This window comes from Nocardia brasiliensis IFM 10847 (genome assembly GCF_000710915.1).
GTDB lineage: Bacteria > Actinomycetota > Actinomycetes > Mycobacteriales > Mycobacteriaceae > Nocardia > Nocardia brasiliensis_A.
This window is the reverse complement of the sequence record NZ_BAUA01000174.1, coordinates 17,298-33,114: the sequence shown is the minus strand read 5'-3', so window position 1 is coordinate 33,114 and position 15,817 is coordinate 17,298. Positions and strand designations below refer to the sequence as shown.

The following is a 15,817-nucleotide window of genomic DNA, read 5'->3' as shown; positions in this document are numbered from 1 at the left end:
ACGTTGTCCGAACTCGACTACCTGATCATCGGCGCGGGACCGGCGGGTCTCCAAATGGGTCACCACCTACAGCAGGCGGGCCGCGACTATCTGATCGTTGAGGGCGGGCCCGCCGCGGGCACGTTCTTCACCAGGTATCCCCGGCACCGCCGGCTCATCTCGATCAACAAGGTGCACACGGGCTGGGACGATCCGGAGCTGAATCTGCGCATGGACTGGAATTCGCTGCTGCCGGGCCCGCTGTTCAAGGACTACTCGCGACGCTTCTTTCCGGACGCCGACGATATGGTCCGCTATCTCCGTGATTACGCTGTGCGACAAGGCTTGTCGATCCGCTACGACACCCGGGTGGAACGGATCAGCCGACCGGATCTGTTCGAGGTCGTCGATCAGCACGGCGAGGTGCTGCGCGCCCACCGGCTGATCGTGGCCACCGGCGTCTCGAAACCCTATGTACCCGATATCCCTGGTATCGAGACGGCCGAACTGTACAGCGAAGTATCGGTCGACCCGGCGGATTTCACCGATCAGCGGGTGCTGATCATCGGAAAAGGCAACTCGGCCTTCGAGACCGCCGACAACCTCGCCGAGACCACCGCGCTGATCCATGTCGCCGGACCGCATTCGGTGCGGCTGGCCTGGCAGACCCACTTCGTCGGCCATCTGCGCGCGGTCAACAACAACTTCCTCGATACCTATCAGCTCAAGTCGCAGAACGCGATCCTGGACGGCAACGTGGTCGATATCGCGCGGCAGTCGGACGGGTCGTATCTGGTGACGGTGAGCTTCTCCCGGGCCGACGAGGTCACCAAGGGCATCCGCTACGACCGGGTGATCGTGGCGACCGGATTCCGTTTCGACGCTTCGATCTTCGCCCCGGAGTGCAGGCCGGAATTGGCGATCAACGATCGCTTCCCGGCCCAGACCCCGGCGTGGGAGTCGACCACGGTGCCGGGGCTGTACTTCGCGGGCACGATCACGCAGGAGCGTGATTTCAAGCAGTCCACCAGCGGCTTCATCCACGGGTTCCGTTATGGGACAAGGGCATTGCACCGAATTCTGGAACAGCGACACCATCAGCGGGTCTGGCCGCACCGCGAACTCGGCACGGCCGCGGCCGACATCGGCGAGGCGATCCTCGAGCGGGTGAACCGGACCTCGGCGCTGTGGCAGATGTTCGGCTTCCTCGGCGATCTGGTCACGGTCGGGCCCGACGCGCAGGCGCGGTACTGGACGGAACTACCGGTCGACTACCTCGGAACCGCCATCGCGGCAGGAGACTTCGGCCAGGTGGAGACCTACTTGGTGATCACCCTCGAGTACGGCAAGGATCACGACCGCTTCGACCCGTTCGACATCAACGCGCGGCGCATCGCCCAGTCCGACGCCGAACACGCCCTCGACGGCCGGTATCTGCACCCGGTCCTCCGGCAGTACCGCGACGGGTGCTGGATCGCCGAGCATCACATCACGGAGAACCTCGAAAACGAGTGGACGCACGAAACGGTGCACCGCAAGCCGCTGCTCGACTTCTTGGCGACCGCGCTGCCCGCCCCGGAGCCCACCCGGTGACCTGCCCACCGGCCGCGCTCGAGCAGCGGGCGAGGGAGCTGCTCGAGCCCGCGCACTACGACTTCTTCGCCGGCGGGGCGGGCGAGGAGATCGCGCTGGCCGACAACGAGCAGGCCTTCCGCCGCCTCGCGCTGCTGCCGCGGGTGTTGCGAGATACCAGCGGCCGGTCCATCACGACGACCCTACTCGGCGATCCGAGCACGATGCCGGTGTTCGTCTCGCCCACCGCGTTTCATCGCCTGGCCCACCCAGAGGGGGAACGCGCGACCGCCAGGGCGGTCGCCGCGGCCGGACTCGTGCTGATCGCCAGCATGGCCGCGACCGTGGCCATCGGCGAGATCACTGCCGCGGCCCGCGAGATCTACCGGGACGCACGGGTGTGGTTCCAGCTGTACCTGCAGCCCGAGCCGGAGGTGACCACCGAACTCGTGCGACGAGCGGAGCGCGCCGGCTGTACAGCACTGGTGGTGACGGTCGACTCCCCCGCCCTGGGGCGGCGCACCAGAGACGATCGCAACGGCTTTCACGATCTGCCCGCCGGGCTCTGTGCCGAGAACATGCGCGGCCTGCCCGGCACGACCGGAAACGGGCTCCGGCGTATCGCGATGTCGCCCACCTTCACCTGGGACCACCTGGAGTGGCTGCGCGAGGTGACGGCACTTCCGTTGGTGCTCAAAGGGATCATGCACCCCGAAGACGCGCGGCTGGCGATCGAATTCGGCGCCGACGCGATCCTGGTGTCCAATCACGGTGGACGCCAACTCGATGCCGCACCCGCGACGTTGGACGCCCTGCCCGCGATCGCGGCCGGTGTGGCCGATCGGATCCCGATCTTTCTGGACGGAGGCGTGCGCCGCGGCTCGGATGTCGTGCTGGCGCTCGCACTGGGCGCGCGGGCAGTGGGCCTCGGGCGACCGGTGCTGTGGGGCTTGACCGTCGGCGGCGACAAGGGCGTCGCGGAAGTGCTGGACACCCTGCGCACGGAGGTCGAGCAGACGTTGACCCTCTGCGGCGTGGCGGCGCTGTCCGAACTGGACACCGACCTGGTGACGATCCGAGGGGCGGCGGCGCGGTGCTGAGGCGAACGAGGCTGCTACTCGCGACGACCGGCGCACTCTGGGCAGTATCCCGTTGGCTGCCCCAGGCGGTGGTGGCCCTACGGGTCTGGATCTTCGCGAAAGTCAACGGCGGCAACGAGATCACGCTACCCGGCGAGCGCGGCGGCCCGGAGTTGTTCCAGCGCCTGTACGAGCATCCGGCGGCCAACGGTCGCAGCAGAGGAGCGGCTCTCTCGGATCTGTTCTGGTATTGGCTGGCACCGGGGCCCGAAGTACATCAGGAACATTTGGAGGACGGCCCCCGCTACGCCGAAGCGGCACGCACCACCAGGGCCGTGCTCTCCCTGCCGACCGCCGAGATCGAGCAGCTCGCCGCACGCTGCGCCCGCCGGATACTCGCCGAGCTACCCACCGGCCCGGTGACACTGGTGCGGCTGCGCGACCTGATGATGCCGATCTGGGCGGAGTTCTTCTACGAGTTGGTCTTTCGTGAGCCGTGCCCGCGGGCGGCCCGGGATCTCATCGTCGGCAATGCCGACGATGTGGTGACGTCGCTGAAATGCACCGGGCTGCGGCATATGCGCAGGCGCGACCGCCTCACCCGCTACCTGCTCGTCCGGATAGAGGCGGGCGAGGTGCCGCATCGACTGCCCGCCCTGTTCAGCCCGCGCGAGCACGCCTGTTACCTGCAGGGCGCGTTCTTCAACACCGCCGTCGTCCAGATGTCGGAGGGCATGGCGCATCTGCTGCTCGCCATCGCCCGGCACCAGGGCGTGCAGCGCCGCATCCTGGCCGAACCCGCCAGCTCGTACCTGGAGCACGTGCTGGACGAAACCTTGCGTCAGTTTCCGCTTTTCGGCATCGCGCACCGGATCACCACCGGCGATATCGCGGTGGGCGACGGGAACACGATCCCCGCGGGCACGGTGCTGTGCTTCAACTATCAGCAGTTCGAGCGCACCGGTCACCTCGACCCCGACCGCTTCGACCCCGATCGGTGGATCACGCACCGCGCCAAGGACACCCACCACATCCCGTTCGGCGTCGCCGCCAATCGCCCGTGCCCGGCCTGGCGGCTGTCACCGATCGCGATGCGCGCGGTCGCGCGCACGGTGCTGGACGGCTACCGCCTGCACTCGTCGGTCTCGCACACCCGCTCCATCCCGCACCGTGCCCCGTGCCTGCTGCTGGCCGCCGACCGGCCGCCGTCACCGATCGTGTTGCGCACCATGCTGACCGGGCTGCGGGCGCGTGATCGGTTCGAGGACGTCTGGCGCGGCCTCACCCAGCTCGTGCTCGGCACCTGGATGGTGCTCGACGCCCGCCGCCTACGCCCCTGCGCCCGGTACTTCGCCGATCTCGACGCGCAGGAGGCGCGGGCCTGCCCGGTCCGCAGCGGACACGTCACCGACTGAACGAGCGATCGCCACACCGGACCGGCACGTCGCGTCGACTCAGTCCCAGCGATCGATGGTGTAGCGCGTGCGGATTCCGGCGCTGGTAACCCGGAAGGTATGCCCGAGGCTGCCGCCTTTCGACATCAGCAGTCCGCAGACCTCGGCGTCGTTCTTGCCGGCCACCACGGCCTGTTGCGCGTGCGCCGCCAAAGTCTGCCGAATTTCGTGCAATTCGCTCTTGAGGAACTCCGGGAAGAATCCTGCGCCGTTGGTGTAGCCGGTATCGGTGGCGCCCGCGAGGGCGAACAGCACGGATTGTTCGCGCGCCGTACGGTCGTCCTCGACGTACCAGGTGGCGGGGTGCGCGACCACGGCGGTCACGTCACGGTGCTCACCGGGGCGCAGTCCCCACTGCTTCGGTGGGGAACCGTTCACGTAGACGTACCAGGTCACCGGGTTGCGACGGTCGGGCGAATCCCACTGCACGATCGGCGGCGCGGCCGGGTCCGCCGCGGTCACCATCGCACCGTAACTGGTTGCCGAACCGGGCACTTCGTACTCGATCCGATCCGCGTCCGGCAGCACGGTGCGCGCGAACTTCGTCCAGGTGAGCACCACCGGGCCGACGTCGAGATCGGCTCCGCCCCTGCGCTTCTCAGCGGGTACGAGATGCCCGAAAACCCCACCGGAACGATGGGTCTGCGCCGTCCGCGCCCAAATCGGGCGCACATCGGCGAGTTTCGCGAAACGACGAGCCAGCGATCCGGCGGCTTCGAGTTCGCCGATGACCTTTTCGGCGCGCGCGATCATCGCCGCCGTCGGGGCCGCGGTGGGCCTGCGGTACTGCAGCGGGTTCATCTTTTCCGCGAACCGCCGCTGGACGCTCTCGTACGGCAGATCCGCCGCGAGATCGCTGAGCAGCGTGCCGGTCATGCCGCTCCTGACGTGGCAGAACCCCGCCGGTGCGGTCGCGGCGGCGAGCCAGACCAGATTGTCGCGCTGCCGTTGCGCGGCCGCGCCGTGCCCCCGGACCGCGCCGAGTTGCTTGTGCACTGTCGAAAGCCATTGACCGGCACCGAGTATCGCGTCCGAGCGGTAGAGCTGTTCGGTGCGCAGCAGTGCCACTGCCTTTTTCACGATCGGAGCCGGGAACTCGACGAGGGCGCGTCCGAGTGTTTCCCGGTCGGCGTTCTTCGCCGCGACATACTGACCGGTCGAGGCGAGCGCCGTCGGCCGATGCAGCAGGTGCTCAGCGGGTGTGAGCGCGAGATGAGTCCACGAACCGCGCTCGGCACAGCCCCAATTCGCCGCGCTGGACCGGAACAGCGATGTGATCGGCCTGCGCTCGACCGCATCGGCGAGCGCGGCCACGGCGCGGGCATAGCTCGGCGGAATATCGTGCGTCGACCACAGCACGGATTTCGCGGTTCCGTCCGAATCGACGCAGACCAATCCGCCGTATCGGCGCAGGAACGCCCGGCAGGTGCCGCAGTTGTTCGCCGTGGCGAGTTCCGGGGTGAGCGCGTCGAGGAACACGTCGAACAGATCACCGGTGTCGACCGTGAACAGCGCGGCGTTCTCGGCGGTTTTCGCTGCGAACGTCCGCCGCACCCCGTCCAGGAATTCGTCGTACCGATCATCGATGGGCGGTTCGGCACCCACCGGGGCTTGCGTTGTCATAATGTCTCGAGACTAGCGGCCCAAGCGCCGGACACCCCACGGAATTTCGGCGTCAGGGCAGCAGTAGGCCTGATTCCGCGTCGTACAGCAGCACCCGATCGGCCTGCGGAACGACCCAGCCTTCGGTACCCGGCTCCGGCTCCGCCGCCTCCGGCACCGTCACGCCCACGGTGTACCCGTCCCCGGTCACGGTGACCAGTGCGGTCGCACCGAGGTGCTCGACCGTCGACACCTGACCGTGCAGTGCCCCCGCCACCGCGGTGCCGGAGAACTCGAGGTACTCGGGCCGCGCGCCCCAGATGACCGAATCGGCCAACCCGACCGACTCACCCGGAATCAGGTTCATCGGCGTGGACCCGATGAAGTTGGCCACGAAAGTGTCGGCGGGCCTGCGGAATACCTCGCGGGCCGTGCCCAGCTGCCGGATCCGCCCGGCCGCGAGCACCGCGATCCGATCGGCCAGTGCCAGCGCCTCGGCCTGATCGTGGGTGACGAACACTGTGGTCACGCCGAGCTCACGTTGCAGTTTCTTGAGGAAGGTCCGCGCTTCCAGCCGCAGCCGAGCGTCCAGGTTGGACAGCGGTTCGTCGAACAGGAACGCCTTCGGATGACAGGCCATCGCGCGAGCCAACGCGACCCGCTGCTGCTGCCCGCCGGACAGTTCGGCGGGCCGCCGCGCCAGCAACCCTTGCAGGGACAGCTGCTCCGCGGTCTCGGTCGCCTTCGCGACCCGGCTGCGCCGGTCGGCGCCGCGCACCTTCAACGGGTAGGCGATGTTGTCCGCCACCGACATGTGCGGGAACAGCGCGTAGTCCTGGAACACCATGGCCACATCCCGGCGCCCGGGTGCGAGCCGGGTGACATCCCGGTCGCCGATCCGGATCTGGCCGCTGGTCGGGCTTTCCAGTCCGGCGATGGTGCGCAGCAAGGTGGTCTTGCCGCATCCGGAAGGGCCGAGCAGCGCGAAGAACTCGCCGTCCTCGATCGTGCAAGACAAACCGTCGAGTGCTTGCACGCCACCGGCGAATTCCTTGGTCAGCTCCACCAGTTCGATCTGCGCCATCAAGCCTTGATCCCTCCGTGCAGCCGAAAGCCGTAGCGCCGGTTGACGAACAAATACATCAGCACAACCGGAATCGAATACAACAGCGAGAAGGCCGAAATCGGCCCGAGCTGCGCCGCGCCGCCCTCGTCGTAGAAGGTGCGCACCACCACGGCGGCAGGCTGCTTGTCCTGATCGCGCAGCAGCAGGAACGGCACCAGGTAGCTGCCCCACACATTCACGACGGTCCACACCGCGATCGTGGCCAGGCCGGGCCGCGCCACCGGAACCACGATGTCGCGCAGTATCCGCAGCGGGCCCGCGCCGAACACCCGCGCCGATTCCTCGTAGGACCGGGGCACCGAGTCCATGAAGTCCTTCAGGATGAAAATCGCCGCGGGCAGCAGGCCGCCGGACAACACCAGCACCACGCCGAGTTGCCGGTCCAGCAGCCCCACCTTCCAGATCATCAGGAAGATCGGCACCATCGCCGCCGTGCCCGTCACCACGCTGGACAGCAGTAGCAGCAGGTACAGCAGCGCGTCCCGGCCCGGAATCCGCACGCGCGACAGTGCATAGGCCGCCAGCGCCGCGGCGGCCACGACGAGCACCATGCACGCCGCGGACAGCAGCATCGAGTTCCACAGCGATCCCATCGTCAGATCGTTGTCGAACAGTGCCGAAAAGTGTTCCAGGGTAGGTTTTTCCGGGATTCGAGGGGCGTAGCCGGGCGTCGCGTCGAATGGGGCGGACGCCAGCCACAGCATCGGCAGCGCGAAGCAGCCGGTGACGACCGCGACAAAGGTGTAGAACCCGATCCTGGCGACGACCTGCCCGGGGTTCATGCCGGCCTCCGCCGCAACAGTCGTAGATAGAACAGTGCGAGCACCAGATTGATCAGCAGCATCAGCACCGAGGCGGCGGCGCCGTAACCCAGTGCGCCGTCATCGATGCCCTGCCGGTACAGGAAGATCGGCAGGGTTTCGCTGCGATGGTTCGGTTCGCCACGGGTCAGCAGGTACGGCGTGAAATCGTTGAACGTCCACAGGCTGATCAGCAGGGTGTTGGTCAGGACATGCCCGCGCACATGCGGAAATACCGCGTCCCGCAACACCTGTGGGCCGGATGCTCCCGCCAGGCGCGCAGTCTCCAGTTGCGATGGCGGCACCGTGGACAGCGCGGCCGAATAGAGCAGCATGGAAAACGCCGTGCCGCGCCAGATGTTGAACACGATGATGACGACCAGCGGGTGCTCGATCATCCAGGCGTAACCCGGACTGTCCAGCAGCCGGTTCACCGTTCCTTCGTCGCGGTCCAGCATCGCGATCCACAGCACCGCAACCACACTGGCGGGCAGGATCCAGGCCAGCAGTACCAGGCTTTCCACCACCGCACGCAGCCAGCGTGGCACGTCGCGCAGCGACCAGGCCAAGGTGAAGCCGAGGAAGTTCTGCCCGATGATCGCCGAGCCGAACACGAAAAGCAGGGTGATCCAGACGCTGTTGCCGAACAGCGGATCGGTCAGCGCCTTGCCGTAGTTGTCCAGTCCCACCACCGAAACGTGTACGGAGGTGCGCCCGGACACGGTGAGGTCGGTGAGCCCGATCCACAGCAGCCACAGCGCCGGGAACACCAGGAACGCCGCGATCAGCAGCAGCGCCGGTGTGACGAACGCGCTCGCCTTCCAGCGTCCCAGTCCCGCCACATCGGAATCGGTTGCGGCCCGGTCAGTCACCGGCCACCTTGTCCTTGCCCACCACCTCGGCCACCGCGGCGCCGTACTCGGCGGCGGCGTCGGCAGGGCTCGTTCCGGTGATCACGTCCAGCGTCGCCTGCTGGATCGCCTTCGACACCCGGGCGTATTCCGGTAAGGCGGGGCGCAGCGACGTGGTCGGCAAGACCTGTCGCGATACGAAGGTAAGCAACGGATCACCGCTCAGCACATCGGCATTCACGTCCTGGCGCGCGGTGATCCGCGGGCCGCCGGCGGCCAGCAGTTGCGCGAACGCCGCCGGCGAGTTCATGAATTGCAGCAGCTCCCAGGCCAGTTCGATGTTCTTGCTCTTCGGATTGAGCACCCGGCCACCGCCACCGGACATGCTCACGAAGTCCTGCCCACGCACCCCGGTACCCGGCGTGGTCGCCGGAATCCGGGCCCAGCCGACCGCGGTGTCACGGTCGGCCATCGGGGCGCTGCCCCCAGCCGGGTTCAGCACTCCACGCCAGAAATAGTCGCTCTCCAACAGGATTCCGACCTGCCCCTCGGCGAACTTCTCGAAACTCTTCTCCCGGCCCTTGGCGTCCTGCTGCAATTGCGCGTCGCCCAGTTTCTCGCCGTACAGCGTGCGGTAGAACTCCAGCACCCGACGGAATTTCGCGGTGTTACCCACCCACTTGCCGTCCTCGTACAACTCGCTACCCGTGCCGGCCAGCAGCGGCAGCACCCCCTGCGTTGTCGTCGCCTCGCCGAAACTCGTGCCCGCGTCGAGTTGCACCGGAAGCACACCGGGCACCGTCTTCAGCTTGCGGCCCGCCGCGAGCACGTCGTCCCAACCGGTCGGCTGCCAGTCCGCCGGTAAACCCGCCTGCTCGAACAGCTTCCGGTTGAAGAACAGCACCCGCCCGTCGGTCTCCTGCGGGATGCCGTACTGCGCACCGTTGTAGGACAGCAACCGCTGCACCGATTCCGGCATCTGCCGCCAGCCGTCCCACGCCTTGACCTTGTCGGCGCCGACCAGTTCGTCCAGCGGCGCGATCTGCTCGCCCTCGGCGAACTCACCGACCCAGATCCCGTCCAGCGAAACGACATCCGCGCCGGTGCCGGTCTTCAGATCCTTGGCGATCCGGCTCTTGTAGTCCTCGTCGGGCACCCCCGTCGCCTGGAACTTCACCCGCACGGTGACGCCCTTGGCTCGCTGCTGTGCCACGAATTCCGGGATGACCCAGTCTTCGATCCACTTCGCTTCGGCGGCGTTCTTCCCGCCCGCGGAATTGATCGCGTTCGCGGTGATCGTCAGCGACTCGCCGTCGCCGTCCGACCCGCAGGCCGTCACCCCCGTCAAGGACACACCGACGCTCACCGCCACCGCGAGCACCCGCATTTTCGATCCCATCTTCAGACGGTGTCACAAGACGCCCGGTACCGGCGCGCATTGCGAAATTCGGTTGCGACGATCGGACGGAACGGGTTGTCTGGAGCCCTGTGGCCCACGTAGATGTTTCCGATGTCGACTATTTCCTGCCGGATGGACGACAGCTCCTCGACGGGGTGAACTTTCGTATCGGTGAGGGCGTCAAGGCCGCGTTGATCGGGCCGAACGGGACCGGTAAGACGACGCTGGTGCGGATCATCGCCGGCGACGTCACGGCCGATGAGGGCGCCGTGACCCGGTCCGGATCGCTGGGCGTCATGCGTCAGTTCATCGGGCAGATCGACGACGAATCGACCGCCCGCGACCTGCTCCTCTCGGTGGCCGCACCACCGGTGCGGGCCGCCGCGCGAACGCTCGACGCCGCCGAGGACGCGTTGATCGAAACCGACGACGAGACAACGCAATTGGCCTACGCGCATGCGCTGACCGGGTGGGGTGACATCGGCGGCTACGAGATCGAGGCGTTCTGGGACAACGTGACCACCACCGCGCTCGGCGTCGCCTTCGATCGCGCCAAGTGGCGGGCGGTGCGCACGCTGAGCGGTGGCGAGCAGAAACGCCTGGTTCTGGAGGCGTTGTTCGCGGGGCCGGACGAAGTGCTGCTGCTCGATGAGCCGGACAACTATCTGGACGTGCCGGGCAAGCAGTGGCTGGAACGCACGATCGCGGCGTCGGCGAAGTCCGTGCTGTTCGTCAGTCACGACCGGGAGCTGATCGCGAACGCGGCCACCCGGATCATCACCCTCGAACCCGGGGTCAGCGGGGCCGGCTCGTGGATCCACGGCGGTGACTTCGCCGGCTATCACCAAGCGCGCGAGGATCGTACGGCACGCCTGGCCGAACTGCGCCGGCGCTGGGACGAAGACCACGCGAAACTGCGGGCGCTGGTGCTGCGGTTACGGGAGAAGGCGAAATACAACGACGGCGTGGCGGCGCGCTACCACGCCGCGCAGACCAGGTTGGCCAAGTTCGAGGCGGCCGGGCCGCCGGAGGCGATTCCGTTGCGGCAGAACGTTTCCGTACGCTTGCGCGGCGGACGGACGGGCAAGCGGGCGCTGGTGTGCACGCAGTTGGAACTCACCGGGTTGATGCGGCCGTTCGACGCGGAGATCTGGTACGGCGACCGCGTTGCGGTGCTCGGCGCCAACGGATCCGGCAAATCACACTTCCTGCGTCTGCTCGCGACCGGCGGTACGGATCCCGATGCCGAGCATCGCCCCGTCGGCGATCTCGACCTCGCGCCGGTACCGCACACCGGCGTCGCCGCCCTCGGCGCGCGCGTCCGGCCGGGATATTTCGCGCAGACCCATGCCCGGCCGGACCTGGCCGATCGCACCCTGCTGGAAATCCTGCACACCGGCAACGAGCATCGCGACGGTATGGGCCGCGAGGCCGCCAGCCGCGTGCTCGACCGCTACGGCCTCGTGCAGGCCGCCGAACAACGCTTCGACGACCTGTCCGGCGGTCAGCAGGCGCGGCTGCAGATCTTGCTGCTCGAACTGTCCGGCGTCACCATGCTGCTGCTCGACGAACCCACCGACAACCTGGACCTGCATTCCGCCGAAGCCCTCGAACAGGGCATCGCCGATTTCGCGGGCACCGTGGTCACCGTCACCCACGACCGCTGGTTCGCCCGCCAATTCGACCGCTTCCTCGTCTTCGGCTCCGACGGCACCGTCTACGAATCCCCCACCCCCATCTGGACCGAACCCCGCGTCCAACGCACCCGCTGAACGACTGACGGGGGGTTCACCATTCGTCGAGGGTGACGAGGTCGTCCTGGATGGCGCGGGCGAAGAGGGCGGCTTTGGTGGGGGCGGGGCGGGCGGCGGCGGCGTATTTGGCTCGGATGCGGGCGATGTGGGTGTTGACCGTCGCTACGGAGAGGTAGAGGGTGCGGGCCGCGGCGGCTTTGGAGTCGCAGCGCAGCCAGACGAGCAAGACCTGCTTTTCGCGCGGGCTCAGGGCCGGGCATTCGTAGGCCGGGTAGCCGAGCGGTTCGGACATCGATGCTCCCTGGAGAGGTCCGCGCGTCGCATGCTCCCGAGGCTGCGACGAACGGATGGGGTTGTGGCGGTGGCGATGTCACCGAAACGATGTCATCGACGCCCGTCAACAATGCGCGGAACTCGCGCCGGATACAGCGGGTAATGCTGCATGCCTGCGGCGATTTCGAGCATGGACACACCACTGCCCGCGACATACCGGCAACATCTTGCTCGATCCGCAGGTGCGCGCGATGATCGCCGGCATGGACTACCGCATCCTGGTGGCATCGCCGTTGGGCCGGGTGATCGAGCCCGTGATCGCCTCGGTGTTCCCCCGCTCGACCGTGGCGGTCGCGATCGACAAGGACGACGTCCGCCGCCACATCATGGACAACGTGCGCTTCGATGTCGTGCTCACCGACCTGGTGTGGAACCGCCCCGAACTGGCGCTCGAACTCGCCTTCGACGGCCTCGACGTGCTCAGCACGATGCACGAGGCCGACCGGGTCGCCCCGGTGATCCTGGCCGCCCAGGGCCACAGCATGGAACGCGAACATCTGGAGGAGGCCCGCAGGCGTCCGGAAGTGGCCGCGGTGTGCCAGAAGTCGGCCGGCGTCGAGCCGTTGCTCGCCGCGATCCGCACGGCCGCCCTCGGCCGCCGCCCACCGCCGCCGGGCGCGACGACCCTGCCGCGCCCCCTGTGTGAATTGTTCGAGGGCAGGCGCGGCAACACCGCCGCCCGCCTCGCGGGCGCGATCGCGGCGGGCGGCGCGGTCGACCTCGCCTCCCTGGCCGAGGTCGCCGGTGTCGGCCTCAACACCGCGAACAAGGTCACCAATCACTATCTGGGGCCGATCATCAGGGCGCGAAATGAACACGATCCGCTCGTGCCGATGACCCTGCCCGCCGTCGCCCGCTGGTGCGGGCTGCATATGCGATACATCGTCAGCTGGTGCCGCCGCCACGGCAACGCCGACGTGGTGCGCCCCTACGGATAGCGACCGGATTTTGCGGCGGCCCTTGCTGATTCGGCCGATTCATCTGTTCGGCGGATACTGCCCGCCGCGCCCGCTCCGTATCGTTCTCGATATTCGCCGAATCCGGCTCGAAGCAACGAGAAAGATACCGTCATGCAGTGCGAGAAATGCGCGAAACATCTGAACGATTGCCAGTCGTGTAAGGGTCGCGGCGGTGGCTCCAACATATTCGGCCACATGAACTGCGGCGCCTGCAAGAACACCGGGCTGGTCTGCAACTCCCACGGCGGCAACTGGCAGCGATGACCGCTCCCCCGCCTGCATCACCATGGCCGAGCGCCGTTTTCCTGCACGGCCTAGCCCTGCTCGAGGACGGGAACGCCGCCGACGCGATCGGCGCGTTCACCGCCGCGCTGGCCGAATGCGACGGCGCGGAGCAGACCGAACGCACCGCCGAATGCCTCTACGGAATCGGCGCCGCGCACGCGGAATCGGAACAGGTGGAGCAGGCGACCGACGCGTATGCGCGTGCCGCGGATCTGCTCGCCGCGGGGCCGCTCACCGAATTGTCCGTCGAATGCGCCGAAATGGCCGGCCGTGGCTTCGATGTGCTGGAACAGCCCGAGCGCGCGGTGCCGTATCTGCGCCGGGCCGCCACCGGGCTCGAATGCTTCGGCGATCTCGAAGAGCAGGCCGATTGCGACGCGATCCTCGGCAGCGCGCTCGCCGACACGGGCCAGTTCCGCGAAGCCATGATCGTGTGGCGACGCGCCGCCGAGCGCTACCTCGCCGTCGACCGGATCGTCGAGGCCGCCGAATGCCGGGAGTCCTGCGGCGAGGCGGCGATGGAAATCGAGGACGCGCACCGGGTCCGCGACGAACATCGCACCGCCCGAGAGCTTTACGAGCGGGCCGGGGAGCTGTCGCGGACCGGCGCATGCTCCTACGCGATCGGGCTGGCGTGCCGGGAGTTGGGTGAGACCGCCACGGCGGAACAGGAATTCGTTCGCGCGAAGGCCTCAGCAACGGTCGAGGGGAATGCTGCTGGGGCCGCGAACTGCGATGAGGAACTCGCCGAGCTGTACCTCGCGGACGGACGCAAGGAGGATGCGGCGGCCGCGTTCAGCGCGGCCGGCGCGGGGTATGCGGCAGCGGGCAGGCATTTGCAGGCGGGTCAGTCCCGTTTCCGGGCAGGCGAACTCCACCTGCGCGCGGGCCGGTTACGCGCGGCGATCGTCGAATTCACCGTTGTCCGCGCACAGTGGCTGGCGGCGGATGAACCCGGCCTCGCCGCAGCCGCTGATGTGACCCTCGGGATAGTGCTACAGAATTGCAGCGACTACGAGGACGCCACGGCGGCCTATCGGCGTGCGCGAGCGCATTATGTGGGGGCGGGCGAACTGCTCGACGTAGCCGAATGCGATATGCACCTCGCCACGGTGCGAATCTCGATGGGCGATTTCGCCGAGGCCGCGGAGTTGCTGCGCGATGCGACCGCGGTCTTCGAGAATCATCGCAGCGACCCGCGTTACGCGCAGTGTCTCCTTGATACCGGTGTGGTACAGGGTCATCGCGGGCGTATCCAGGCAGCTCGGCACCTGTTCGCGCAGGCACGCCGCTACGCCGACTCGGAGGAACTGCTCCGCTCCTGTCTCCTGGAGGAAAGTCGGCTGATCGTGCACGGCGGTGGTGATTTCACCGAAGCGCTGACGATGCTGGACGAGGTGCGAGCCGGTGCCGAGCAGGCACAGGAATGGGCGGTGGCCGCTCAGTGCCTGGAATTCAGCGGCCTTTGTCAATACCATCTGAGCCACTACGCCGTGGCGGAGGATCTGCTGATCCGCGCCCGCCAGGCATACGTCCTGCTCGGGCTCCGCACCGAACTCGCCACCGCCGATCTACATCTCGGCCTCGTGTACTACCAGACCGGACGTTGCGCCGAAGCGGAGGAAGCACTCGAGCGCGGACGTGCCGGTTTGCACGAGTTCGAACACCACCCTTTCACCGCCCACACCGAATCACTCATCGGCGGGCTGCACATGCGGGCCGGTCGCTACCGGCAGGCAGCGGACGCGTTCCGCACGGCCGCGGCCGAGCTGACGCGCTCGGGTCTGCTGTTCCAGGCGGCCGTCGCCCGGCTGAGCCTGGGTGGCGCGCTCATCATGCAGGGCGACCACAGTATCGGCGCCGAACTCACCGAATCCGTCCTCACGGTGTTCGACTCCGACCCCGCCAATGGTCGCTATCACGCCGTCGGGCTGCTCAATCTCGGCTGCGCCGAACTGATCTCCGGGCACTACGACGCAGCTCTCGCGCGCGCGAGAGCTGCGCGACAGGTCACCCTCGACATCGGTGACGTGGTCACCGCCGCCAAATGCGATCTGATCGGCGCGGCGGCAGCCGCCGAAGCCGGCGACGTGCGCGTCGCGCTCGAACAAGGCTTGCCCGCAGCGGTTTTCGTCGACGCCCAGCGCTTCGGCTTCGCCTCCGCCGCGGCCCGCATCTCCTGGCGCGAGATGAACGCGGTGATCCAGGCCGGAATGTTCCAGTGGGCGGATCAACTCGGCGACACCACGCTCCTGGCCGATCTGATCGAGACCACGATCAATTCCGGAACCCATGTGGCCGAGCATCATTCGGCCGACGACGGCGGTGACCTACAGGCCACCCTCGCCGCGCTCGCCGTCTCAGGCGCAGACATGTCGGATACGACGACCGACCACAGCCTGGCCGAATCCGGCATCAGCGGTGCGGCCGCGCTGATCTCCGGTGCGATCCTGCCGATGCGACCGCCACCGCGGCTGCGCATGCCCGATGGGCACGTGGCGCTCGCCCCGTACCTGGCGGCCGCCGACGCCGCCTACGCGCCCATCGAGCGTCCTGGGGAGGTGGCGGTGTGGTAGCCGAATTGCCCGCAACGACTACCGAAACCGAGGAACTCGACACACGGC

At 67.7% G+C, this 15,817-nt stretch carries 12 protein-coding genes; 6 read left to right on the top strand and 6 right to left on the bottom strand.

The features are described from left to right. Nucleotides 1-3: 3 nt before the first annotated feature. From NBRGI_RS33535 to NBRGI_RS33525, 3 genes are read left to right on the top strand one after another with little or no spacing between them, the layout of a single operon-like run. Nucleotides 4-1,572 carry an NAD(P)-binding domain-containing protein gene (locus NBRGI_RS33535; RefSeq protein ID WP_029901192.1) on the top strand — a complete coding sequence of 523 codons (1,569 nt, stop codon included), beginning with the start codon at nucleotides 4-6 and terminating at the stop codon, nucleotides 1,570-1,572. Continuing rightward, nucleotides 1,569-2,651, top strand: coding sequence for an alpha-hydroxy acid oxidase (locus tag NBRGI_RS33530; protein WP_029901191.1), 1,083 nt, complete (start codon nucleotides 1,569-1,571; stop codon nucleotides 2,649-2,651). The genes NBRGI_RS33535 and NBRGI_RS33530 overlap by 4 nt, the downstream gene beginning before the upstream one ends. Then, entirely contained in the window at nucleotides 2,645-4,045 is a 1,401-nt protein-coding gene (locus NBRGI_RS33525; RefSeq protein WP_081878339.1) for a cytochrome P450, read from the top strand. The genes NBRGI_RS33530 and NBRGI_RS33525 overlap by 7 nt, the downstream gene beginning before the upstream one ends. Before the next feature lie 39 nt (nucleotides 4,046-4,084). On the opposite strand, the gene NBRGI_RS33520 is transcribed toward NBRGI_RS33525, so the two are convergent. The 5 genes from NBRGI_RS33520 to NBRGI_RS33500 are packed head-to-tail and all read right to left on the bottom strand — an operon-like array spanning nucleotide 4,085 to nucleotide 9,862. Next, entirely contained in the window at nucleotides 4,085-5,707 is a 1,623-nt protein-coding gene (locus tag NBRGI_RS33520) for a hypothetical protein (protein ID WP_148311046.1), read from the bottom strand. 52 nt (nucleotides 5,708-5,759) lie between these two features. Beyond that, the gene (locus NBRGI_RS33515; RefSeq protein WP_029901188.1) at nucleotides 5,760-6,770 is read right to left on the bottom strand and encodes an ABC transporter ATP-binding protein; all 1,011 of its coding nucleotides are present in this window, start codon (nucleotides 6,768-6,770) and stop codon (nucleotides 5,760-5,762) included. Further along, nucleotides 6,770-7,594 (bottom strand): carbohydrate ABC transporter permease, encoded by an 825-nt coding sequence (locus NBRGI_RS33510; protein ID WP_029901187.1) that lies wholly within the window; start codon nucleotides 7,592-7,594, stop codon nucleotides 6,770-6,772. Before NBRGI_RS33510 ends, NBRGI_RS33515 begins: the two co-directional genes overlap by 1 nt. Beyond that, nucleotides 7,591-8,484, bottom strand: a complete 894-nt coding sequence (locus tag NBRGI_RS33505; RefSeq protein ID WP_029901186.1) for a carbohydrate ABC transporter permease — start codon at nucleotides 8,482-8,484, stop codon at nucleotides 7,591-7,593. Before NBRGI_RS33505 ends, NBRGI_RS33510 begins: the two co-directional genes overlap by 4 nt. Continuing rightward, nucleotides 8,477-9,862 (bottom strand): extracellular solute-binding protein, encoded by a 1,386-nt coding sequence (locus tag NBRGI_RS33500; RefSeq protein WP_235211180.1) that lies wholly within the window; start codon nucleotides 9,860-9,862, stop codon nucleotides 8,477-8,479. The genes NBRGI_RS33505 and NBRGI_RS33500 overlap by 8 nt, the downstream gene beginning before the upstream one ends. Nucleotides 9,863-9,951: 89 nt before the next feature. Here NBRGI_RS33500 and NBRGI_RS33495 point away from each other — a divergent pair, with 89 nt between their 5' ends. Further along, on the top strand, nucleotides 9,952-11,634 hold the full coding sequence (locus NBRGI_RS33495) for an ABC-F family ATP-binding cassette domain-containing protein (protein ID WP_029901184.1): 1,683 nt from the start codon (nucleotides 9,952-9,954) through the stop codon (nucleotides 11,632-11,634). Nucleotides 11,635-11,650: 16 nt separating this feature from the next. Here NBRGI_RS33495 and NBRGI_RS33490 read toward each other — a convergent pair whose 3' ends face one another. Then, entirely contained in the window at nucleotides 11,651-11,908 is a 258-nt protein-coding gene (locus tag NBRGI_RS33490; protein ID WP_029901183.1) for a LuxR C-terminal-related transcriptional regulator, read from the bottom strand. A 232-nt stretch (nucleotides 11,909-12,140) separates the two neighbouring features. Between NBRGI_RS33490 and NBRGI_RS33485 the strand changes: the two genes are divergently transcribed. Next, nucleotides 12,141-12,887, top strand: coding sequence for a hypothetical protein (locus NBRGI_RS33485; protein WP_029901182.1), 747 nt, complete (start codon nucleotides 12,141-12,143; stop codon nucleotides 12,885-12,887). Between the two features lie 281 nt (nucleotides 12,888-13,168). After that, nucleotides 13,169-15,769, top strand: a complete 2,601-nt coding sequence (locus NBRGI_RS33480) for a tetratricopeptide repeat protein (RefSeq protein WP_029901181.1) — start codon at nucleotides 13,169-13,171, stop codon at nucleotides 15,767-15,769. Nucleotides 15,770-15,817 lie beyond the last annotated feature (48 nt).

Excerpts from the sequence above, each read along its gene's own strand:
- NBRGI_RS33485 (WP_029901182.1), top strand. The coding sequence starts at position 12,141 with ATGATCGCCGGCATGGACTACCGCATCCTGGTGGCATCGCCGTTGGGC.
- NBRGI_RS33510 (WP_029901187.1), bottom strand. The coding sequence starts at position 7,594 with ATGAACCCCGGGCAGGTCGTCGCCAGGATCGGGTTCTACACCTTTGTC.
- NBRGI_RS33490 (WP_029901183.1), bottom strand. The coding sequence starts at position 11,908 with ATGTCCGAACCGCTCGGCTACCCGGCCTACGAATGCCCGGCCCTGAGC.
- NBRGI_RS33520 (WP_148311046.1), bottom strand. The coding sequence starts at position 5,707 with ATGACAACGCAAGCCCCGGTGGGTGCCGAACCGCCCATCGATGATCGG.
- NBRGI_RS33500 (WP_235211180.1), bottom strand. The coding sequence starts at position 9,862 with ATGGGATCGAAAATGCGGGTGCTCGCGGTGGCGGTGAGCGTCGGTGTG.
- NBRGI_RS33515 (WP_029901188.1), bottom strand. The coding sequence starts at position 6,770 with ATGGCGCAGATCGAACTGGTGGAGCTGACCAAGGAATTCGCCGGTGGC.
- NBRGI_RS33480 (WP_029901181.1), top strand. The coding sequence starts at position 13,169 with ATGACCGCTCCCCCGCCTGCATCACCATGGCCGAGCGCCGTTTTCCTG.